This is a genomic window from Agrobacterium sp. 16-172Ci, assembly GCF_053522725.1.
The window spans coordinates 88,119-109,585 of the sequence record NZ_JBNWBW010000011.1 but is presented as its reverse complement, the minus strand read 5'-3'; the positions used below and the strand labels follow the sequence as shown (position 1 = coordinate 109,585).

At 60.9% G+C, this 21,467-nt stretch carries 25 protein-coding genes; 20 read left to right on the top strand and 5 right to left on the bottom strand.

Going from position 1 to position 21,467, the window contains the following annotated elements:
- The first annotated feature begins 23 nt into the window (after positions 1-23).
- From ACQZ40_RS12625 to ACQZ40_RS12615, 3 genes are all read left to right on the top strand, one after another.
- Positions 24-932 carry a dihydrodipicolinate synthase family protein gene (locus ACQZ40_RS12625; protein WP_448748059.1) on the top strand — a complete coding sequence of 303 codons (909 nt, stop codon included), beginning with the start codon at positions 24-26 and terminating at the stop codon, positions 930-932.
- Positions 933-983: 51 nt separating this feature from the next.
- Complete coding sequence (locus ACQZ40_RS12620; RefSeq protein WP_448748058.1) at positions 984-1,709, top strand: polysaccharide deacetylase family protein; 726 nt, start codon at positions 984-986, stop codon at positions 1,707-1,709.
- Between the two features lie 252 nt (positions 1,710-1,961).
- Entirely contained in the window at positions 1,962-3,053 is a 1,092-nt protein-coding gene (locus tag ACQZ40_RS12615) for a bifunctional transcriptional activator/DNA repair enzyme AdaA (RefSeq protein WP_448748057.1), read from the top strand.
- Between the two features lie 246 nt (positions 3,054-3,299).
- On the opposite strand, the gene ACQZ40_RS12610 is transcribed toward ACQZ40_RS12615, so the two are convergent.
- Positions 3,300-4,475 carry an AI-2E family transporter gene (locus ACQZ40_RS12610; RefSeq protein WP_142846564.1) on the bottom strand — a complete coding sequence of 392 codons (1,176 nt, stop codon included), beginning with the start codon at positions 4,473-4,475 and terminating at the stop codon, positions 3,300-3,302.
- A gap of 86 nt (positions 4,476-4,561) precedes the next feature.
- Entirely contained in the window at positions 4,562-5,422 is an 861-nt protein-coding gene (locus ACQZ40_RS12605; protein ID WP_142846565.1) for a VOC family protein, read from the bottom strand.
- Here ACQZ40_RS12605 and ACQZ40_RS12600 point away from each other — a divergent pair.
- From ACQZ40_RS12600 to ACQZ40_RS12580, 5 genes are all read left to right on the top strand, one after another.
- Entirely contained in the window at positions 5,405-5,653 is a 249-nt protein-coding gene (locus tag ACQZ40_RS12600; protein ID WP_003522283.1) for a hypothetical protein, read from the top strand. The two genes, ACQZ40_RS12605 and ACQZ40_RS12600, sit on opposite strands and share 18 nt — an antisense overlap.
- Before the next feature lie 47 nt (positions 5,654-5,700).
- Complete coding sequence (locus ACQZ40_RS12595; protein WP_142846566.1) at positions 5,701-6,111, top strand: universal stress protein; 411 nt, start codon at positions 5,701-5,703, stop codon at positions 6,109-6,111.
- 120 nt (positions 6,112-6,231) lie between these two features.
- A complete protein-coding gene (locus ACQZ40_RS12590) occupies positions 6,232-6,552 on the top strand; it encodes a TraR/DksA family transcriptional regulator (RefSeq protein WP_035260908.1) in 321 nt (106 codons plus the stop codon).
- A gap of 311 nt (positions 6,553-6,863) precedes the next feature.
- Complete coding sequence (gene trhA / locus ACQZ40_RS12585) at positions 6,864-7,532, top strand: PAQR family membrane homeostasis protein TrhA (RefSeq protein ID WP_448748056.1); 669 nt, start codon at positions 6,864-6,866, stop codon at positions 7,530-7,532.
- 117 nt (positions 7,533-7,649) lie between these two features.
- The gene (locus ACQZ40_RS12580; RefSeq protein ID WP_065654224.1) at positions 7,650-8,147 is read left to right on the top strand and encodes a GNAT family N-acetyltransferase; all 498 of its coding nucleotides are present in this window, start codon (positions 7,650-7,652) and stop codon (positions 8,145-8,147) included.
- A gap of 211 nt (positions 8,148-8,358) precedes the next feature.
- On the opposite strand, the gene msrB is transcribed toward ACQZ40_RS12580, so the two are convergent.
- Positions 8,359-8,766, bottom strand: coding sequence for a peptide-methionine (R)-S-oxide reductase MsrB (gene msrB / locus ACQZ40_RS12575; protein ID WP_003522288.1), 408 nt, complete (start codon positions 8,764-8,766; stop codon positions 8,359-8,361).
- A gap of 253 nt (positions 8,767-9,019) precedes the next feature.
- On the opposite strand from msrB, the gene ACQZ40_RS12570 reads away from it, so the two are divergent.
- The 10 genes from ACQZ40_RS12570 to ACQZ40_RS12525 all read left to right on the top strand — a co-directional run bounded on the left by ACQZ40_RS12570 (position 9,020) and on the right by ACQZ40_RS12525 (position 17,477).
- Entirely contained in the window at positions 9,020-11,404 is a 2,385-nt protein-coding gene (locus ACQZ40_RS12570; protein ID WP_448748055.1) for a putative monovalent cation/H+ antiporter subunit A, read from the top strand.
- Complete coding sequence (locus ACQZ40_RS12565) at positions 11,401-11,820, top strand: Na+/H+ antiporter subunit B (protein WP_127758187.1); 420 nt, start codon at positions 11,401-11,403, stop codon at positions 11,818-11,820. The genes ACQZ40_RS12570 and ACQZ40_RS12565 overlap by 4 nt, the downstream gene beginning before the upstream one ends.
- Positions 11,820-12,197, top strand: coding sequence for a Na+/H+ antiporter subunit C (locus ACQZ40_RS12560; protein WP_142846495.1), 378 nt, complete (start codon positions 11,820-11,822; stop codon positions 12,195-12,197). Before ACQZ40_RS12565 ends, ACQZ40_RS12560 begins: the two co-directional genes overlap by 1 nt.
- Positions 12,198-12,215: 18 nt before the next feature.
- Positions 12,216-13,793: a Na+/H+ antiporter subunit D gene (locus tag ACQZ40_RS12555; protein ID WP_448748054.1), complete on the top strand. Its 1,578-nt coding sequence runs from the start codon at positions 12,216-12,218 to the stop codon at positions 13,791-13,793.
- Positions 13,790-14,269 carry a Na+/H+ antiporter subunit E gene (locus ACQZ40_RS12550; protein WP_003522293.1) on the top strand — a complete coding sequence of 160 codons (480 nt, stop codon included), beginning with the start codon at positions 13,790-13,792 and terminating at the stop codon, positions 14,267-14,269. Before ACQZ40_RS12555 ends, ACQZ40_RS12550 begins: the two co-directional genes overlap by 4 nt.
- Positions 14,266-14,649, top strand: coding sequence for a cation:proton antiporter (locus ACQZ40_RS12545; RefSeq protein WP_448748053.1), 384 nt, complete (start codon positions 14,266-14,268; stop codon positions 14,647-14,649). Before ACQZ40_RS12550 ends, ACQZ40_RS12545 begins: the two co-directional genes overlap by 4 nt.
- Positions 14,649-14,981 carry a monovalent cation/H(+) antiporter subunit G gene (mnhG, locus tag ACQZ40_RS12540; RefSeq protein WP_003522295.1) on the top strand — a complete coding sequence of 111 codons (333 nt, stop codon included), beginning with the start codon at positions 14,649-14,651 and terminating at the stop codon, positions 14,979-14,981. The genes ACQZ40_RS12545 and mnhG overlap by 1 nt, the downstream gene beginning before the upstream one ends.
- Positions 14,982-15,414: 433 nt before the next feature.
- Positions 15,415-15,843, top strand: a complete 429-nt coding sequence (gene ros, locus ACQZ40_RS12535; protein WP_003509257.1) for a MucR family transcriptional regulator Ros — start codon at positions 15,415-15,417, stop codon at positions 15,841-15,843.
- A gap of 391 nt (positions 15,844-16,234) precedes the next feature.
- The gene (locus ACQZ40_RS12530; RefSeq protein WP_078051571.1) at positions 16,235-16,657 is read left to right on the top strand and encodes a helix-turn-helix domain-containing protein; all 423 of its coding nucleotides are present in this window, start codon (positions 16,235-16,237) and stop codon (positions 16,655-16,657) included.
- Positions 16,650-17,477, top strand: a complete 828-nt coding sequence (locus ACQZ40_RS12525; protein ID WP_448748052.1) for a DUF6456 domain-containing protein — start codon at positions 16,650-16,652, stop codon at positions 17,475-17,477. Before ACQZ40_RS12530 ends, ACQZ40_RS12525 begins: the two co-directional genes overlap by 8 nt.
- Before the next feature lie 3 nt (positions 17,478-17,480).
- On the opposite strand, the gene ACQZ40_RS12520 is transcribed toward ACQZ40_RS12525, so the two are convergent.
- Both ACQZ40_RS12520 and ACQZ40_RS12515 read right to left on the bottom strand, forming a co-directional pair.
- Positions 17,481-17,897 carry a SufE family protein gene (locus ACQZ40_RS12520; RefSeq protein WP_080817400.1) on the bottom strand — a complete coding sequence of 139 codons (417 nt, stop codon included), beginning with the start codon at positions 17,895-17,897 and terminating at the stop codon, positions 17,481-17,483.
- A gap of 182 nt (positions 17,898-18,079) precedes the next feature.
- Entirely contained in the window at positions 18,080-18,505 is a 426-nt protein-coding gene (locus ACQZ40_RS12515) for a DUF5330 domain-containing protein (RefSeq protein WP_003522299.1), read from the bottom strand.
- A 488-nt stretch (positions 18,506-18,993) separates the two neighbouring features.
- On the opposite strand from ACQZ40_RS12515, the gene ACQZ40_RS12510 reads away from it, so the two are divergent.
- Positions 18,994-20,526 carry a sensor histidine kinase gene (locus tag ACQZ40_RS12510; protein ID WP_448748051.1) on the top strand — a complete coding sequence of 511 codons (1,533 nt, stop codon included), beginning with the start codon at positions 18,994-18,996 and terminating at the stop codon, positions 20,524-20,526.
- The gene (locus ACQZ40_RS12505; RefSeq protein WP_338810156.1) at positions 20,498-21,397 is read left to right on the top strand and encodes a peptidoglycan-binding domain-containing protein; all 900 of its coding nucleotides are present in this window, start codon (positions 20,498-20,500) and stop codon (positions 21,395-21,397) included. Before ACQZ40_RS12510 ends, ACQZ40_RS12505 begins: the two co-directional genes overlap by 29 nt.
- Positions 21,398-21,467 lie beyond the last annotated feature (70 nt).

Genomic DNA, 21,467 nt, shown 5'->3' with positions numbered 1-21,467 from the left:
CGATCAAAGCGAGGGAGATGGGCATGGCGACACGATTCAAGGGACTTTCGGCTTTTCCGATCACGCCGGCCGACGAGGCCGGGCAGGTCGACACGCAGGCCTTTTCCGCCCTCATCGAGCGGCTTGATGCGGCCGAGGTGGATTCCATCGGCATTCTCGGCAGCACCGGCATCTATATGTATTTGTCGCGGGCGGAGCGGCGTCGGGCCATCGAGGCCGCCGCCGCCATCCTCAAGGGCAAGCGCACACTCATGGCCGGCGTCGGCGCATTGCGCACCGATGACGCCGTGGCGCTCGCCAGGGATGCGGAAGCGGCCGGCGCGGATGCGCTGCTGCTCGCACCCGTCTCCTATACGCCGCTGACGCAGGAAGAGGCCTATCACCATTTCGCCGCCGTGGCGGGTGCGACGGCGCTGCCGCTCGCCATCTACAATAATCCCACCACGACCCGCTTTGCCTTCAGCGACGAGCTTCTGGTGCGGCTTGCCTATATCCCCAATATCCGCGCCATCAAGATGCCGCTGCCGGCCGATTCCGATTATGCCGGTGAACTTGCGCGGCTGAGGCCCAAGCTGGGGCAAGATTTCGCCGTCGGTTACAGCGGCGACTGGGGCTGCGCTGACGCCACGCTTGCCGGCGGCGACACATGGTATAGCGTCGTCGCCGGCCTGCTGCCGGTTCCGGCCCTGCGGTTGATGCGGGCGGCTCAGGCGGGCAATGCGGAAGAGGTCAAACGGATCGATGCGGCCTTCCAGCCGCTCTGGGCGCTGTTCAAGGAATTCGGCAGCATCCGCGTGGTTTATGCCGCTGCCAACATCCTGTCGCTAACGGTAAGCGAACCGCCCCGGCCGATCCTGCCGCTCACCAGCGCCGAACGCCAGCGGGTGGAAGAGGCGCTGGAGGCCCTGTCGGCACTGGAAACCGCGCCTTAATTCGGGCGCTTTGCAGGCGGATTGCCACCTCTTCACACTCCGGAACATAAAATGCTGCGTCGTCTCTTCATCGCCACCCTATTTTTCTGCGCTTCTTCCGCCGCCTTTGCGGGGACCGGCCTTGTCGAGCCGACGCTGAAAATGTCGCCGCAGCATGACGGCAAGGTGCGGGTGGCGATGACACTGGACGCCTGCATGGGCAAGACCGACCACCGCATTCTCGATACGCTGGTGAAGGAGCGCATTCCGGCGACGATCTTCGTCACCGCCCGCTGGCTGAAACATAATAGCGAGGCGCTGGCCACGCTCATGGCGCATCCGGATCTGTTCGAGATCGAAAACCATGGCGAAAACCATGTGCCGGCAGTTGATAAGCCGGTTTCCATCTACGGCATCGCCGCCGCCGGCTCTGAAGCGGCGGTCGAGCAGGAGGTGGAGGGCGGCCGTCAGGCCATCGTCGCCGCCACCGGCCTCCAGCCGCAATGGTTCCGTGGCGCGACGGCCAAATATACGAATTCCTCCATGGCCACCATCAACCACCTCGGCATGCGGGTAGCCGGTTATTCCGTCAATGGCGATGGCGGCTCGCTGCTGGGTGCGGCCATGACGGCAAAACACATCGCCGCGGCAAAAAATGGCGATGTCATCATCTCCCACATCAACCAGCCCACCCATGAAGCGGGCGAGGGCGTGGTGAAGGGCCTTCTGGCGCTGAAGGCGCGCGGCGTGATTTTCACAAGGCTGGACGATCCGTCCTTCGCACCGCCGGGGAATTGATCCGCAAGGTTGCCGCCCGTTTCTTCTCCCCGTCGGGGAGAAGATGCCCGAAGGGCAGATGAGGGGGCAAGCTCCCCGCATCTCTCCACCGTCGCCCCCTCATCCGGCGCTGCACGCCACCTTCTCCCCGGCGGGGAGAAGAAATATGCCGCACCGGCTTGCAAATGGCGCGGACACGAGCCGACAACATCCCATACATCAACGCCCGTTTTTCGGCGGCGCGGGTAAAAATTTTGCGCTAGCATCCTCCCCATGATGCTGTTCAAACGCCCCGACACCGAAACGCTCTATTCCGCCCTTGTGAACAAGGACCCCGCCTATGAGGGCGTGGCCTATGTGTGTGTGACGTCGACGAAGATTTTCTGCCGCTTCACCTGCACGGCGCGCAAGCCGAAGATCGAAAACTGCCGGTTCCGCGAGACCATCGCCGAATGTCTGGAAGCCGGTTTCCGCCCCTGCAAGCGCTGCAAGCCGATGCTCGCCTATGGCACGGCCGATGAGACCGTGACATCGCTGCTGACGGCGCTGGAAAACGAACCGGCGCGGCGCTGGCGCGAGGAGGATGTGGTGGCGATGGGCCATGATCCTTCCACCGTGCGCCGCACCTTCAAGCGCCGTTTTGGCATGAGCTTCTTGGAAATCGCCAGATTGCGGCGGGTAGGCGGTGCGGCGGAAAGCCTCGCTTCCGGCGAAGCGGTGATCGGCGCGCAGATCGATGCCGGTTACGAATCCGGCAGCGGTTTCCGCTCCGCCATCAACCAGTTTTTCGGCTCATCGCCCGCCGCCATGAAAGGCAAGGGGTTTTTGAAGGGTGACTGGATCGATACGCCGATTGGCCCGATGCTTGCCGTGGCCGACGATCATGCCCTGCATCTCCTCGAATTCGCCGACCGGCCGGCGCTTCCAGCCGAACTGAAGCGGCTGAAGACGCGCACCGGCGCGGATATGGTGCTTGGCCGGACGGCTGTGACCGGCCAGATCGAAGCGGAACTCAAGGCCTATTTCGCCGGGCATTCGGCCGCTTTCGAAACGCGGCTCGCCGGCCACGGCACACCCTTCGAGCGCGACGTCTGGCGCAACCTGCGGGAAATACGGGCGGGTGAGATCGTCAGCTATTCCTCCCTCGCAACCGCCATGGACAGGTCATCCGCCGTGCGTGCGGTGGCCCGCGCCAATGGCGCGAACCAGATTGCGATTGTCGTTCCGTGCCACCGTGTACTGGGCGCGGATGGCAGCCTGACCGGCTATGGCGGCGGTCTGTGGCGCAAAAAATGGCTGCTCGAGCATGAGCGCCGCATGGCGAGCGCGCAGATTGAGGCGCAGGGAATGCCGCTCGCTTCCTGAGCGGTCTGACTGCTGGTTTTCATGAGATTGTCGATTGACGGCCGGCGGGTGTGGCTTACCCCCCTCTGCCCTGCCGGGCATCTCCCCCTCAAGGGGGGAGATCGGCAGGACGCGCTAACGCCGTTTCATTCTCAACGTTGAGATGGGCGAAACCTCGCCGCAGATCGATCTCCCCCCTTGAGGGGGAGATGCCCGGCAGGGCAGAGGGGGGTAAACCCCACGCGCCGGCCGCCGGAAAACCGCCGGTCAATCCGGCAGTTTGGGCACCACCCGGCGTGAGGGGAAGAGTTCCCGCGTCACCGTCATGACGATCAGCGACAGCGGCAGCGCCAGCATGGCCCCGGCCGCGCCCCACATCCACGTCCAGAAGATGATCATCACGAAGACGAGGAAGGGGTTTATCTCCATGTTGCGGCCCACCACCGCCGGAAAGGCGAGGTTTTCCATCAACAGGTGAATGGTAAAGAAGATCGCCGCCGGCAGCAGCGCCAGAATGATGTTGTCATGGGTGATGATGCCCGCCACCGTCAGCGAAATCGTCATGGCGGTGATGCCGAGAAACGGCACGAAGCTGGAGAGAAAGGCGAAGAGCCCCCACAGAAGCGGCATGGCCAGTCCGCCGAAATAGGCGATGACCACCATCGTCACGCCCAGCCCGGCATAGATCAGCGCCGCCGTGGCGAAATAGGTGCCGAGCACCTCTTCCACCGAACCGATGATACGGATGGTGCGAAGCCGCTGGTGGCGGGCCGGAAAGGCCATGATGATCGCCTTGCGCAGCCGCAGCCGGCTATAGAGGAACATCAGCAGCGCGGCGAGAAAGATCAGGCCCTGAATGACGGCGGGCGTGATGTTGGCGCCGAGCAGCGAGATGATTTCACCGCTGCGCGAAATCAAAGATTCCATCGACATCGAGCCCAGACTGAAGCTCGCCGCCGAAATATTCAGCCATCTGAGGCTTTGCAGATAGGGCAGGAAACGGTCGATGCTGCGCTCCACCAGCGCCGGCCCTTCCGAAGCGAGAAGCGAGAGCGGCTCGGTCAGCGAATTGACCACGAAGAACATCACCGCCGCCACGAGGCTCGATAGAATGAGCGCGACGCCGAAGCCGGGAATGCCGTAGGAACCGAGCTTTTCGGCGGCGATGCCGAGAATCATGCCCACCACGATGGCCATCACCACCGGAATAAGGATGAGCGACAATTCGTGGATGACCGCCATCAGCATGATAAGGAAGATGCCGATCACCGACCAGGCGACGACCACATCCAGCGCTTCGCGGCCAAGCGGCTGCTGGCTGCGCACATCGTCACGCCGTGAGCCGGAAGCTGGCACCTCCAGCGGGTCCGCTCTTGTTGCCGCAGCGTTTGCCGCGGTGTTGACCAAGCTGCCGGTCTTGTCCGGCCTGGCATTTTCATTCATCGAACGGTCCCCCAATAAGGTGACAAACGTTCGAAAAATGTGGCGGTTCCGGGGCGGCGAAAATTTCCGCGGCCCCTTTTTTGCGTTTAGGCGGAAAGCTTTAGGCCGATGCCCCACGGATCTTTGAGGACAATGCCGTCACTTTGCCGCTCTGTGGCGATTTCCAGCCGGTCGAGTGCGGCAATCGCCGTCTCAAGCGCGGCCGGCTCGTTGAATGTCAGCGAATAGCCGGAAAGGCCGGTCATGTTGTCCTTGCGGGCCATGGCTCCACGGCTGTTCCAGATATTGGCGGCCACATGGTGGTGATAGGCCCCGGAGCCGAAGAAGCTCGCGCCGGGATAACGCGCCATGATCTTCAGCCCCAGCACATCCTGATAAAATTCATCCGCCTGCGGAATATTGCCCACCTGCAGATGGATGTGGCCGATGGCTGTTCCTTCCGCCGCCCCGGTAAAGGCCGTCTTCGGCGCGCTGTCGTAAAGCGCCTGAAGGTTGAGGCCGAGGGTGGCCATCTCCACCGTGCCGTCCTGCTGGTAGGTCCATTCATCCGGCGAACGGTCGCGATAGACTTCGATGCCGTTGCCTTCCGGGTCGGCAAGATAGATCGCCTCGCTGACCAGATGGTCGGACGCGCCCTGAAACTGGACATTGTTATGGGCGGCATGCGCCAGCCAATGGGCCAGATCGTTCCGGCTCGGCATCAGGAAGGCGGTGTGGAACAGGCCTGCGGCGTTGCGCGGCGCGCGTTCCGCCGTGCTGGAGGTTGAAAGCGTGAGCAGCGGCTGGCCGCCGACACCCAGCACTTCACCGCTCGGGTTCTTTTCAAGAACGGAAAGGCCGATGATCTTCTGGTAGAAATCCGAAACGCGCGGCAGATCGTGAACGACGAGATGCGCCTGGCCGACATAGGCCGGCCGCGTCAGGGCGAATTGTTTGATTTCACTCATCATGATCTCCATATTGAATCCGAAGCGCCCTGGGGCGGATCGGTCGCCGAAACCATCGGCCGACGCCGCTTTGCGGCGTTTGTCGAAGGCGAATATGGGCTGGTTTCGTCGTTCAGCAAAGATCGTCGTCTGGCGATTGACCGTCCACTATTCGTTGACAATGCCCCGTTCCGGCCCGGCTCCGGCTTTGACTTCGATCAAGGTGAAGGCCCTGCCGAAGGGGAAATATAAGCCTAGCCCGACACGCTAAACGGCGGATCAAGCCAAAGGAGACAGCCATGTACAAGAAGATCATCGTACCGGTAGACCTCAGCGCCACCGACAAGGGGGAAAAGATTCTCGAAAAGGCCAAGGCGCTTCTGGACCCGGACGGCGAGATCGTTCTCATCAATGTTGTCGAGGAACTGCCGGGCTATATGGCGATCGACCTGCCTGTCGACCTGATCGAAAACGCCATCAAGGACGCCAGGACCAAGCTTTCGGACATTAAGACCAGAGCCGGTTTCAAGGGCAGCCAGGAAATCAGAAGCGGCGCGCCCGCGCGTGAAATCATCGCCGCCGCCGAGGAGCACAAGGCCGACCTCATCATCATCGCGTCGCACACGCCGGATTTCAGCAATTATTTCATCGGCGCCACCGCCGACCGCGTGGTGCGCCACGCCAAATGCTCGGTGCTGGTGGACCGATAAAAGCCTGACGTTTTAGCGTTGTGGGCGGGTTTTCCGCCCCCAAGCATTCCAAGGAAAACTGGAATCCGGTTTTCCGTCTGGAAATGCGACGATACAAGAAGATCGGCTGGAGGAAAAAACATGAATGTCGAAAGTTACGAGAAAATCCTGCGTGACCGCCAGCGCGAGCTTTATCGCCGCCTGCACAAAATCGAAGCCGATTTCGAAGAGCCTCGCAATCCCGATGACGAGGATCGCGCCACCGAACGCAGCAATGACGAGGTGCTGGACGAGCTGGGGCAGGTGGGTCAGGACGAGCTGCGCGCCATCGACGCAGCCCTCGACCGTATCGCCAGCGGCACCTTCGGCACCTGCGTCAAATGCGGCAAGCGGATTTCGGAGGATCGGCTGAAGGCGGTGCCCTATACGCCGTTTTGCCAGGAATGCGCTGCGGCGTTGTGAGGGGTGAACGACCTTTCCTCCGTCATGCCGGACCTGATCCGGCATCCAGCCGACGCGCGTCTGCGCGGCGAGAGAGTTCTTTCAGCCCAAGGACTTGGGCTGGCTGGATACCGGCTCAGGGCCGGTATGACGGTGTGTAGGTACGACAACCTGAAAAACTCGTCCTTATCGCCAGGGAACGTCGCCTGCCCCCAACCTCTCCTTTCGCAACAGCCTCGAACGCAATTTGATTGCCGTTAACCGGGCGCTGTCTTGTTCCTGTCTAATATTGTCTCCATGCTTTGAGGAAAGCACGCAGACGGGATTGGACTATGAGCGATTTGTGGCGGTTCGGGCGCCAGTATGATTTTCACGAGATTGTCGCCGATGGCATCGTCCATGGTGTCGGCATCGTGTTTGCGCTTATCGGTGCCACGGCGCTGATTTTCTACGCGACCGCGTGGGGGACGCTCAGCGCGATCGCCGCTGCATGGATTTACGGTCTCGGCCTCGTCGCCTGTCTTTCCGTGTCTTTCACCTACAATATCTGGCCGCACTCGAACGTAAAATGGTTCCTGCGCCGGCTGGATCATTCGGCGATCTTCATTCTCATCGCCGCCACCTATACGCCCTTTCTGATGCGCGGCATCCAAGATCCGCTGATTGCCGTCATGCTGGGGCTGATCTGGCTTGCGGCGCTGTGCGGCATCCTTCTCAAATGCCTGTTTCCCGGCCGTTACGACCGGGTCGCCATCGGCCTTTATCTCGCCATGGGCTGGAGCGGCGTCATGGTGGTCGGGCCGCTGTCGTCGCATCTGGCACCCGTCACGCTCTGGCTGATCGTCGCCGGCGGCGTCATCTATTCGCTCGGCGTCATCTTCCATGTCTGGGAAAAGCTGCGCTTCCAGAATGCCATCTGGCACGCTTTCGTGGTCGCCGCCGCCGCCGTTCATTATTTCGCCGTGGTCACCTCCTTCAGCCTCGTGCCGCTGGCATCCTGAAGAATGCGCCCCGATGGCGGGATGGGTACTGGACAGCCATTCGCATCATCGCCTAATCCTCGTGCAGATGGCGGCCGAAAATACCGCCGCTGCGAGCAGGAAAAAGGGTGAACGACAATGAGCGTGCAACTGCGCGACGCGACCGTGGACGATCTCTCCGGCATCATGGAGATTTACAATGATGCGGTGCTGAATACGACCGCGATCTGGAACGACGTGCTGGTCGATCTGGAAAACCGCAGGGATTGGTTCGCCGCCCGCAAGTCACGCGGCTTTCCGGTCATCGTCGCAATCCTCGACGGCAAGGTCGCAGGTTATGCTTCCTATGGCGACTGGCGCGCTTTCGACGGTTATCGCCACACCCGCGAACATTCGGTCTATGTGCATAAGGATGCGCGCGGCCACGGCATCGGCAAGAAGCTGATGCAGGCGTTGATCGATCATGCCTCCGGCAACGACGTGCATGTGCTGATCGCCGCCATTGAGGCGGAAAACACCGCCTCCATCCGCCTGCATGAAAGCCTCGGCTTCAGGGTCGTCGGCCGGTTTTCGGAAGTCGGCACCAAGTTCGGCCGCTGGCTGGATTTGACGTGTATGGAACTGAAGCTGAACTAGTTCCCGGGCGGGTTGCCTAGAGAAAGCGGCCCCGGCGCGGGCGTTCAACCTCTCCTCCGTCATCCTTGGGCTTGTCCCAAGGATCTAACCACGTCGAATTAAATCAACCGGTTGCAGATCCTCGGGACAAGCCCGAGGATGACGCTGAGTGTTTGGGGTGGACGTCCGCAAACCGACGTCGCATGCCGCATAGGCGTTACCCATTGCCCAATCAAACCGGCTCGAACACCATCGAATGGCCGTTGATGCAATAACGCAGGCCGGTGGGCTTCGGGCCGTCGGGGAAGACGTGGCCGAGATGGCCGCCGCAATTGGCGCAGCGGATTTCCGTGCGCACCATGCCGTAGCTGGCGTCGCGATGTTCCGTCACGGCGCCCGGTTTTACCGGCTCGAAATAGCTCGGCCATCCGCAGCCGGCATCGAATTTCGTATCGGAGAGGAACAGCGGCTCGTCGCAGGCCGCACAGCGATAGAGGCCTTTCTGGAATGTATCCCAATAGGGCCCGGTGAAGGCGCGCTCGGTGCCGTGTTCGCGCAGGATGCGATATTGCTCCGGCGTCAGCTGCTCACGCCATTCGGCATCGCTTTTTTTGATTTTTGGGGATGTCAGATCGCTCATGGAATGATCCTTTCTGTTCCCGCCTCAAATAGTCATCGCGAAGGCGGATTGAAAGGGGATGGGCGTCATAACGCGTTCGTTATGGGCCGGGAGTACCGATTTGGGTTGAGATGGCTTTGTCTATGCCTTAGAGCATTTCCAGGAAAAGTGGAGCCCGGTTTTCCGTCCGGAAATGCGCTCTAACTGAAAAAACGATTTGAAGAAGAACGCCATTATTGGCGCGCAGGGATGGGGGACATCCCGGGAGATGTGAATGACATCAGATGTCACGCCGTTGACATTCCTGTCGCTATTTCTGCCGTTTCTGGCAGCGCTTGCCGCACCCGTCCTGGTTAAAAGGTTCGGTCACAATGCGGCGTGGGTCCTGGCGATTGCGCCTGCTCTCGCCTTTGCGCATTTTGCGCTGATGCTGCCGCAGATCGCGGCAGGCGGGGTGGTGACAGGCGGTTATGCCTGGGTGCCGAGCTTCAATCTCAGCTTCTCCTGGTTCATCGATGGCCTGTCGCTGACCTTTGCGTTGCTGATCACCGGCATCGGCCTGCTGATCGTGCTTTATGCGGGCGGTTATATGAAAGGCCATCCGCAGCAGGGCCGGTTCCTGTCCTTCCTGCTGCTTTTCATGGGGGCGATGCTGGGCGTCGTGGTTTCCGACAGCCTGCTGATGCTGTTCGTTTTCTGGGAACTCACCTCCATCACTTCCTTCCTGCTGATCGGCTTCGACCATGAGCGCGCCGCCTCGCGCCGCGCCGCGCTGCAGGCGCTGGTGGTGACGGGCGGCGGCGGTCTGCTGCTGCTCGCCGGGCTGATTTTCATCTGGGATATCAGCGGCTTGACGCAGCTGTCGATGCTGGTGCGCGGCGGCGATGTCCTGCGCGACAGCCCGTTTTATCTGGCCGCGCTGCTTCTTGTTCTCGGCGGCGCCTTCACCAAGTCGGCGCAGTTTCCCTTCCATTTCTGGCTGCCCAACGCCATGGAAGCGCCAACGCCGGTCTCCGCCTATCTGCATTCGGCAACCATGGTGAAGGCCGGCGTCTATCTGCTGATGCGCCTCAACCCGGTTCTCGGCGATACCGCCGCCTGGCAGATCCTGCTGCCCTTCTTTGGTGGGCTGACCATGCTCACCGGCGCGCTGCTGGCCGTGCGCCAGACCGATCTCAAGCTGATGCTCGCCTATACGACGGTGTCGTCGCTCGGCCTGCTGGTCATGCTGACGGGTTTCGGCTCCGACCATGCCATCGAAGCGGCGGTGCTTTATCTGGTGGCGCATTCGCTGTTCAAGGGCGCGCTCTTCATGGTCGCCGGCATTATCGACCACGAGACCGGCACCCGCGACGTGACGAAGCTCGGCGGCCTGCGAAAAGCCATGCCGATCACTTTTGCGGCGGCGCTGGCGGCTGCGATTTCCATGGCGGGCCTGCCGCCTTTCTTCGGTTTTCTCGCCAAGGAAGAGATTTATTACGCGCTGGCGCATGGCAATCCGCGCGCCGTGCTGTTCACCGGCATCGCCATCCTCGGCAACGGGCTGATGTTCGCCATCGCCTTTGCGGTAGCGCTGAAACCCTTCCTCGGCAAGCCGGTGAAGACCCCGAAACACGCGCATGAAGGCCCGCTGCTGCTCTGGCTCGGCCCGGCGCTTCTGGCGCTGAAGGGGCTGACGATTGCGCTCTTTTCCGGCATCGCGCATTTCTACATCTCCACCCCGATGGCGAGCGCCATTGCCGGTGAGGCGCGCCCGGTGGAAATCTCGCTCATTCCCCATATCGGCGTGCCGCTCGGCCTGTCGCTGCTCACCATCGCGCTCGGCATCGTCCTTTATACGCAGCTTTCCGCCGTCCGTGGACTGATCGACCGCACGTTCAAGGCGCTGGGGGCGGGGCCGGACAGGGGCTTTGACGTCTTCATCGACATGCTGGTGAAAGTCTCGTTCCACATCACCCGGCTCATTCAGCCGGGCAGGCTGGAATTTTACGTCACCGCCACCTTCGCCGTCATCGCCGCCGTGCTGCTGGTGCCGCTGTTCCTTTATGGCGAATTGCCGTCCACGCCGTCATGGCCGCGCGATATGCCGATCCATGAGTTGACCTTCATTGCCATTGCCGTGGCGGGGCTCATCGCAGTGCTGACGGCGTCGAGCCGGCTCACCGCCATCATCGCGCTCGGCATTCAGGGCTTTGCGGTGGCGGTCATCTTCCTGCTCTTCGGCGCGCCCGATCTGTCCTTCACGCAATTCATGGTCGAGACGCTGTCGGTGGTCATTCTGACGCTGGTGATGACGCGGCTTCGCCTGTCGCCGTCAGACCATCGCGGCCTTGGCCAGAAGCTGCTGGACAGCACCATCGCCATCGCCTGCGGAACGGGCTTTGCCCTGTTCCTGATGCGCGCGACCGAGGCGAGCTTCGACAACCGCCTGACGGATTTCTACAACACCTATTCCAAGGTCATCGCCCACGGCGCCAATGTGGTCAACGTCATCATCGTCGACTTCCGTGGCACGGATACGCTCGGTGAAATCGCGGTGGTGATGATAACGGGTCTTGCCATTCTCGCGCTGATCCGCATCCGCCCGGCTGCTGCCATCAAGGGAGTCGCTGTCAAGGGATCGGCCAAAACCGCGAAGAAGAAAGGAGCGCGCGCATGAACACGCTCATTCTGCGCACCGTCGCCCCTGTCGTCACCAGCCTCATGGTGCTGTTTTCCATCTTCGTGCTGCTGCGCGGCCATAATGAGCCGGGCGGCGGTTTCATCGGCGGTCTGATCGCGGTCTCGGCGCTGGCGATCTATGGCATCGCTTATGGCGTCACCGCAGTCAGGCGCGCCATCATGTTTCATCCGCTGTCAATTGCGGGGGCGGGGCTGCTGCTGTCCATGCTTTCCGGCCTCGTTTCCATCGCCGCCGGCGTGCCCTTCATGACCGGGCTGTGGGTTTATCCGAACCTGTTCGGTGTCGAAATACCGCTCTCCACCGTCATGTCCTTCGATATCGGTGTCTATCTCGTCGTGGTCGGCGCCATCACCTCCATTGCGCTGGCGCTGGAAGAAAGGGAAAGCGACTGATGGAAGCGGTCTTCTCCATTCTCGTCGGCATCTTCTTTTCGGTGGCGATTTATCTCATGCTATCGCGCCACAGCATCCGCATGCTGCTCGGCATCGCCATTCTCGGCAATGCGGTGAACCTTCTGCTGTTCACGGCAGGAAGGCTGACGCGCGAAGTGCCGCCGATCATTCCGCCCGGCATCGATACGCTGCCCGCGGGTGCGGCCAATCCGCTGCCGCAGGCGCTCATCCTCACGGCAATCGTCATTTCCTTTTCCTTCTTCTGTTTCCTTCTGGTGCTGACCTGGCGTGCGTTTCAGGAACTGCAGACCGACGATACGGACGAAATGCGCACCGCAGAACCCGCAGGCGAGCCCTTGCCGCCGCTCGGTTATTGAGCGGCGAGGCTGAGACACATGGCATCCTCCACCACATCCGCAGTCACTGATCTTTCCGCAGCGCTCGTCACGACGCCCGTGCCGCTCACCGACTGGCTGATCATTCTCCCCATCGCGCTCTGCATTGGCGCAGGCGCGGTGCTGATGATGATGCGCCACGCTATCCGCCACCACGCGACCGTCGCCATCGCGGCGCTGTTCCTGCTGGTGCTGCTCAATGCCGCGCTTTTGTGGAAGGTTGCCACTCATGGCCCCTTCACCATGGTCATGGGCCGCTGGCTGCCGCCCTTCGGCATTGCCTTTACCGCCGATCTGACGGGCGCGCTGTTGTCGCTTGCCGCGGCCATCGTTGCACTTGCGGGCGCCATCCATGCCGGCGCGGATATCGACGCCAGCGGCAGGCGATACGGTTTTTATCCCTTCCTGATGCTTTTGATGGCCGGTGTCACCGGCGCTTTCCTGACCGGCGACATCTTCAACCTCTATGTCTGGTTCGAGGTGCTGCTGATCTCGTCCTTCGGCCTGATCGTGCTCGGCTCGACGCGCGAGCAGATCGATGGCGCGCTGAAATACGCCATTCTGAACCTCATCGGCACAACGCTGTTCCTGATAACGGTCGGTTATCTCTACGCCATCTTCGGCACGCTCAACATGGCCGATATCGCGCAGAAGGCGACCGGGCTGCGCGGCTCGGCGCCGTTGATGACGCTTGCGAGCCTGTTCGCGCTCGCCTTCGCCATGAAAGCCGCCGCCTTCCCGGTGAACTTCTGGCTGCCCGCTTCCTATCACACGCCGCGCATCGTCGTTTCCGCCCTGTTCGGCGGCTTGCTCACCAAGGTCGGCATCTATTCGCTGCTGCGCGTCATGGTGATGCTGTTTCCGGTCGAGCGGGAAGAACTCAGCATCGTCATCGCCATCTCGGCGGCCTTGACCATGGTGCTCGGGGCCATGGGCGCGCTCGCCCAGAACGATATCCGCCGCATGCTCGGCTATATCGTCATATCGGGTATCGGCTACATGATGGCCGGCATCGCCATCGGCACGCCTTCCGGTGTCACCGGCGCCATTTTTTACGCGCTGCATTCGATGGTGCTGATGACGGCGCTTTATCTCGCCGCCGGCCATGCGGCCCGCCTCGGCGGCGGTTTCAGCCTCACCTCACTTAGAGGCCTTTACCAGCAGGCTCCGTGGTTTTCGGCGCTGGCGCTGGCGCTGTTTTTCGCCGGTTCCGGCCTGCCGCCCTTTTCCGGCTTCTGGCCGAAGGCGGTGCTGGTCAAGTCGGCGATCGATATCGGCGCCTGGTGGCTGGCCGGCGCCATTCTCGCCTCCGGCTTCATCGCCACCATCGCTTTCGGGCGGATATTCCTTTTGTGTTTCTGGCGTCCCGTTGCGGCATCCACCGGTCAGCCTTCCGTGCCGCAGGCCTCGCCCTCGGCAGCGCCGTCTTTCGCGCCGCTGGTGGGGCTGACGTTGCTGGTGGTATTTTTCGGCCTGTTTCCGGAAAGCCTGCTCAATCTCAGCCAGCAGGCGGCCGCAGGCCTCGGTAATCCGCAGGCCTATATCCAGTCGGTCTTTACCGAAGGGGGCAAACCATGAGCCTCTATCTCGTACAATTGCTTTTCGTTGCCGTATGGCTCGCCGTCACAGGCAGCGTCACGCTCGCGAACATCATTTTCGCCCTTGTCGTTTCGACGCTGGCGCTCGGCATCATCCGCCACCAGCTTCCCGGCGGGCGCAACCACTGGCTCAGGCTTGTCCGCGTGCTCTCGCTGGTGCTGCTGTTCTTCAAGGAGCTGGCGCTCTCGGCATGGAAGGTCGCCGTGCTGGTGACCCGGCCGAAGCTCGACGTGCAGCCCGGCATTTTTGCCTATCCGCTGACGGTGACGACCGATTTCGAGATCACGCTGCTCGCCAATCTCATCACGCTCACGCCGGGCACGCTGTCGGTCGATGTTTCGGCGGACAGGAAAACGCTTTACGTGCACGCGATCGACTGCAGCGATATCGAGGCCACGAAAAACGACATCCGCAACGGCTTTGAAAGAAAGATCATGGAGGCGTTTCAGATATGACGCCGGAACAAATAGTTTCATTTGCAACTATACTTGCATCGGTTGTTCTGTCGGCCGCGTTTTTGCTGACAGTATATCGTGTCGTCGTCGGCCCCACCTTGCCGGACCGTATCGTTGCGCTCGACATGCTGGTGGGCATCGCCATCGGCTTCATCGCGGTCATCGCCATCCGCACCGGCTTCAATCTTTACGTCGATATTGCGATTGCGCTCGGGCTTGTCGGTTTTCTGGCAACGGTTGCCTTCGCTCGCTTCGTGCTGTCGCGCGGCCCAGACGGCCGGCGCAGGCCGGCGGCGGTTCTCGATGGCGAAAGGGCATCTGAAGTCATTGAAAAAAATATGGAAAAAGGTGTCGCTAACAGAAAAGGAAAGGGCAGGTGATGATGGCTTGGATCGTGGCTATTCTGGTTGCGGCGCTGTTGGTCTCAGGCGCCATCTTCTCGCTGATCGCGGCAATCGGCCTCAATCGGCTGCCGGATGTCTATACCCGCATGCATGCGGCTTCCAAGGCGGGAACGGTGGGGTCTGGCCTGCTGCTTCTGGCTGTCGGCATCCATTCCATGGAAATATCGACGCTGGCGCGGGCGCTCGCCGGTTTTTTCTTCTTTGTCCTTACCGCGCCGGTCTCGGCACATCTTCTTGCCATGGCCGCTCACAAGGCAGGTTATCCGCTTGCCGTTAAATCGGTAGTTGATGACATCAAGAAAATTTGAAGTTGAAAATCCCCCTAATAATCGGGGGTATTCATTTTCAATTGCTACTTGGCATAGTATTTTATTACCCGTAATTTTTTGTATTCCGATTAGACTGTTTTGAACTGAAAAATTCACAATAGGAATTTGACTTTTGCTGTTTTGCTGTTATCCAAATTAAGTGTAAAGTTGCTAATCGCGATTTGCATCTAGCCTCTTCATAGTCGGCATAGGCATTTTATTAATGTCTAATCTATGGCCCATCGGACCATTGCTGCCCATGTCGCGGGCCATAAGTTGAATCTCGGACCAATTCGTTTCCGGTTTTCGCTCGAAATCTAGGGGTAGGTTTCATGTTGGTTTCAACAAGGCGAAGGTGGGGCACCGGGTAACTTCACATCGCTCGATGCGGCGTTCGCCCGCGTCAGGGGATTAATAAACAGGAGATACTTAAATGACGGAAACTGCATACGGTAACGCCCAGGATCTGCTGGTCGAACTGACTGCGGATATTGTGGCTGCCTATGTTAGCAACCACGTCGTTCCGGTAACTGAGCTTCCCGGCCTTATTTCGGATGTTCACACGGCACTCAGCGGAACATCGGCACCGGCATCGGTGGCGGTCAATGTCGAAAAGCAGAAGCCTGCCGTCTCCGTCCGCAAGTCGGTTCAGGATGACCACATCGTCTGTTTGGAATGTGGCGGCTCTTTCAAGTCGCTCAAGCGGCATCTCACGACGCATCACAGCATGACGCCGGAAGAATATCGCGAAAAATGGGACCTGCCGGTCGACTATCCGATGGTTGCGCCCGCCTATGCCGAAGCCCGCTCGCGGCTCGCCAAGGAAATGGGTCTCGGTCAGCGCCGCAAGGCCAGCCGTTGATTTTAAAGACGGTCCGGCTGCTGTCCTGACAGATAGCCGGAAGTCGCAAGGCAATACGGCCGGTCTTTTGACCGGCCGATTTCGTTTCTGGGGTTCGAAGACCTCACCGCCGTCCTGCCGGCCCATATCCCGCATCCAGCTTTGGCGCGCCTGCGCCGTGAGAGGGGTCTTTCGCGATCGAGAACTGCATCGCACCAGACCCGGGAACCGGTTCTCGACCGACTTTTTATGTCGCTCAAAATTTCGATTGAGGAAAAAAATCCTTTATTGCGCATATCAATTCTGCAAAAATAAAGCCGTATCAATCGCATAATCCCCCATGCCAAATTTGCGCTTCCCCATGCTTGCTCTAGGGTGTATGAATTAATTCCTATTCGTAGAGGAGTTGCATATGCCGTCGGATACAATGTTTCTGCCTGCCGCCGCGCGGCCTTGTGCGCGGGTCGGTGATCGTCCCTTTCGTCATTGGCCGTCTGCGGCCGGGCGGGATGAGATTTCCCGTCTTTGCCGTCTGGTACGGCAGCTCACCGGCGAGATGGTGCAATTGACGGGCGACCGAACGCTGGTTCGCCGCGACAGCCGGCGCACGGAATGCCACATCCGCCAGATCGCCATGTATGTTTGCCATGTGCAGCTCGGCATTCCCATGTCGGATATCGGGCCGTGTTTCGGCCGGGACAGGACGACGGTTGGCCATGCCTGCCAGGTGGTGGAGGACCGGCGTGACGAACCGGCATTCGATGAGTTCGTCGCCGCGCTGGAGCGGCTCACCGGCAGTATCTTTAACGCGATGAAAGGCGCCCGGGATGAGTGAGGAAAAAAGCACCCCCGTTGCCTCCCCGAACCCTCATCTCCTGCGGCTGCTGCGTTGCATCGCTGCGGGCGCGGCCGAGATGTCGCAGGAGGGCGGCGATATCGTCCTGCGCCGGGCGCGGGCAGGCCACACGGCGCTGCGGTTTCCGGCCGCGACGGTGCGGTTTGCCATTTCCTCCGGGCTGGTCGAGCAGCGGGAAAACACCCTTTCCGCCGCGCCACCGCTCGCCTCCTGCCTGAAACGGGCAATGGTGAAAGACCGGGACGAGGTTTTTCAGGAACAGCACCGGCATGTGCAGACGGTTATTGTGGATGTCGGCGATGCGAAGCAGCAGGCCCGGCGCAATCTCAACACCTCTCCCCTGACCAGCCTTGCAAGGCTGAAGGAACGGGACGGTGCGGCGTTTTTCCCGGCGGATGCTCTGGAGGCGGGCGAGCGCCTCGCCGCCGATTTTCATCGTGGCCATCTCAACCCGAAGGTAACGGCGACATGGGAGCCGAGAATAGCGAACCGCACGAAAGGGGAGGCGGGAGTCGCGCTCGATCTCACCGAGGCGGCAATGGCCGCAAGAACGCGGTTTTCCCGCGCGGCCGATGCGATGGGGCCTGAACTGTCGGGCGTCGCCATCGATATCTGCTGCTTCGAAAAGGGGCTGGAGACGGTGGAGCGCGAAAGGCAATGGCCGGCGCGGTCGGCAAAACTGCTGCTGCGCGCCGCACTGCTGGCGCTTGCCCGCCATTATGCGCCGCCCGCGGCCCGCGCCGGCAGGAAGGAACACCATTGGGGCGATGCAGATTATCGCCCGCCGATGACGAGATGAAGGTCAGGCGGCCAGCAGCCGGGCTTCCTCACGGATGCGCTTGATCATGGAGCGCAGGCCGTTGGCGCGCTGCGAAGACAGATGCTCCACCAGCCCGATCCTGTCGAATACCTCGATGGCGTCGAGACCGGCGATTTCGGAGGCTCTCTTGCCGGAATAAACGGCGAGCACGATGGCGACGAGGCCGCGCACGATATGCGCATCCGAATCGCCTTCGAAGGTCAGGAGAGGGTCTTCCGCACCATCGCTATGGCTGACGAGCCAGACCTGGCTTGCGCAGCCATGCACCTTGTTTTCGGCCGTGCGCTTGTCTTCCGGCAGATCGGGAAGCGCCTTGCCGAGTTCGATGACATAACGATAACGATCCTCCCAGTCGTCTAGGAAGGCAAAGTCGTCAAGGATCGTTTCGAGAGAGGCCATTTGCGCGCCGTATCATCCATTATTGCAGGTCTTTGTTAGGATATAGGCGAAGTGCGGCCGGTTTTGAACCATGGACCATGAAAAAGCCCACGGAAAACAGGTTTCCGTGGGCAAGTCAGGCAGGCAGTCGGCGGGCGGAAATCTCCGCTCGCAAAAAAGTGCGGCGCGGTGGCCGGCATAGATCAGGGCGCAGGGCGCTTCTGCGGCAGGGGAATGACGGTGCCGGTCTTCAGCATGTCGGCATCCTTCGGAAATTCGACGCTGACGACCGGGGCTTCGGCCAGTTTTTCGGTCTCGGCCGCGAGTTCAGCGGCGGGGGCGGGCTTGTCACCGGAAGCAAGCTGCTTGTCCAGCAGCTCATAGGCCACCTTTGCGCCTTCCTTTGCCCGCTCACCGAGCGCATGGAAGGTTTCGGCGCCCTTGACGCAGACATCGGGCTTTTCGATGCAGATGGCGCTGACATAACGATAGGCTTCACCGGCGGCCGAAACGGCGCTGGGAATATCGAAGGCCGAAGGTTCCTTGGCCGGATCATTGCTGCTGCCGAAATAGGACAGCGCCACCAGCACCAGCGAAAACCAGAATGTTCCCTTGATCAGAAACCACATTGTCAGACTACCCTGCCAGACGATCTTTGTTTTCTAAAGCCCCGCCCGGTTTCGGGTCATCGGCCTTTGTCCCGTTTTTCGGGCTTGTGAAGAAGCTACACGCGACCGGCGAACAGCCGATTGCAAAAAGCGACGCAATTTAATTCAAATTGTATCTATTCTCCTCGCATCGGGACGCCTGGCATCAATTCATTCGCATTTTAACAGTCCATGTTAAGCATAATTGCGACAGAGGCCGCGCGTTCCGGGGCAAAGCGGTGGAAAGCTTTGCCACAAAAGTTAACGCGATGGCAAAAATGAAGCGAAATCCGTCGCTTACCCGTCATTAACCATGATTGGCAAAGCTTCGAAGAAATGCCCCGTAATGGGACTGCGGGGCATTTGACGGGCCTTTGAGGCCATTCTTTTTATCCATTCCTTAAGCCGCCGCCTTCTATTGTCGGAGCCGTTAGAACCGCCTCAGGGATTCGGTGTTGGTATTGCGTAATATGAGAGAAAAAGCGGTCGCATGGGTCGACCGTGCCGCAGGCAGATGGCTTGCGCGCATGGAAGAGGACGCCGAAAGGCGCGCCGGAACCGTTGCGCGCCTGCGCCGGCTTATCGCCTTCAGCGTCGTCGGACTTCTGGTGGTGCCAGCCCTCTTCAGCCTCGTTTTCAGTCCCGCCATCGCGCTGCCCATCGGCGCTGCCCTGGTGCTGGCGCTGTTTCTGGCCGCCGCAGCATTGCTGATTGCCTTTTCGCGTCCCGCGCGCGGTGCGTCCTCCTTTTCCGCCGCGTTTGGCGATAACGACTTGATCGCCGCTACGCAGGTGCCGGGCCTCGTGCTCATGATCGGTGATACCGGCTTCGTCGAACACGTCTCCGGCCGCGATCTTACGACCTTCCCGGCCGCTCTGCAGGCCAGCAAGGACCATTCCCTCGTTGAATATGTCTATGTCTCGGACCGTATCGAGCTGATGCAGGCCTTCGACCTGCTGCGGCAGGGCGAGGACAGGGCAACCGCCAAACTCCGCTTCGAGACCGGTGCAAAGTCTCGTCAGGCGCAGTTCATGCATGCGCGTATCGAGATGACGGCAATCCGCAGCGCCAGCGGCCGGCTACGCCGCATCGTCGCCCAGCTTTCCGATGTCACGGAGATGGAGCTTCTGCGCCGCGATGTCGCCCGCAAGGCAGCCGAGGCGGAATCGGCCAATGATGCGAAATCCCGCTTTCTCGCTGCCGTCAGCCACGAATTGCGCACGCCGCTCAACGCCGTCCTCGGTTTTTCCGATATTCTGGCGGGCGAATATTTTGGCCGGCTGGAGAACGACCGCCAGCGGGAATATGTCGGCCTGATCCGCCAGTCCGGCGCGCATCTTCTCTCTGTCGTGAACACCATGCTCGATATGAGCAAGCTGGAGGCCGGCCGTTACGAGCTGATGATGGAAAGCTTCCCGATTGCCGAGACCATCTCGTCCTGCGAGGCCATGCTGGGCCTGCAGGCGAAGGAAAAAGGCCTGACTTTGACCAGCCGTATCCAGCGCGGTATCGGCGAAATCTCGGCCGATCAGCGCGCCATACGGCAGGTTCTGATCAATCTTGCCGGCAACGCCATAAAATTCACCGATGCCGGTGGTGTGGTGTCGATCGACGCCGCGCGTGAGGGTGCGATGCTGAAGCTGACGGTGAGCGATACCGGCATCGGCATCGCTTCCGACAAGATCGAGCTCCTGGGCCAGCCTTTCATGCAGGTTCAGAATGAATATACCCGTCGCTATGAGGGCACGGGTCTGGGATTGTCCCTGGTCAAGGGGCTTGTGGCACTGCATGGCGGCACTTTCGCCATCGCCAGCAAGCCCGGCGAGGGCACGGTCGTAACGATCACCCTGCCTGCCGACGGTTCGGGCATGGCGGGTGGCGGCGAAAGCGCCGAAGCCGAAAGCATGGTGGAATTTCCGCCGCGCATCCGGCAGCTCGGCGATATGGCCGCAATGATGAAAAAGGATGGTGACGATGGCCCCGCGAAAGCGAAAATCGCCTAAGAAAACAACGGCCCAGATTGGCGCCGGGATTGTTTCCTTGGTGGTTTCGGCCATCGGGCGCGAAATCCTGCGCCATCCGAAACTGGTCGGCAGCTGCGGCGCCTTCGCGGTCGTCTTCGGTTTTATCGCCGCCAATGCGCTCTGGTATCAGCCGGGCGTGCACCCGTCGCCTTTCCTGCGCACGCGCGATGCGGAAAACCCGAACGGCATTGCCGGTTATCGCCCGGCCGAACCGCTCGGCACGCAGGGCAACGTCACCACTTTCCGCATAGAACGACCGGCGGAGACGCAAAACGCGCAGCAGCCGGCGGCCGAAACGCCGGCGCAACCTGTCGCTGAAAACCAGAAGCCGCAGCAGATCGTTGCCGATATTCAGGCCGAACTGAAGAAACGCGGGCTTTACGAAGGCGAGGCGGATGGCCGCATGGGCCCACGCACCGCCGCCGCCATCATGTTCTTCGAAGAAACGCTCGGCATGGAACAGACCGGCGAACCGACGACCCGCGTGCTGGCGGCGCTCAGGATCGATGGTGCGACGGTTGCGGCGATCCCCAGGGACCGGCCTGCCGATAGCAGCGGCGGCGTCGAGATCGACCCCGTGGCTGCCGCCATCCGCAAGGCGGAAGCGCCGCGCCCGAAGGCCGAACCAGCCTCTCTCAACAGCGCGGCCAAACCGGCAAGCCGCGATCTGATCGCCAAGATCCAGCAGGGGTTGATCAATATCGCCTATGCCGACGTGAAGGTGGACGGCGTGGCCGGCCAGCAGACCCGCAACGCCATCCGCGCGTTTGAGAAACACTATCGCCTGCCGGAAACCGGTGAGCCGAGCGAGGCCGTGCTGAAGAAGCTGAAGTCGATCGGGGCGCTTTGAGGCTTGATTTTCAGTAGGTTGTCGATTGACAGCGGCTGAGGTGCGTGGGGCTTTACCCCCCTCTGCCCTG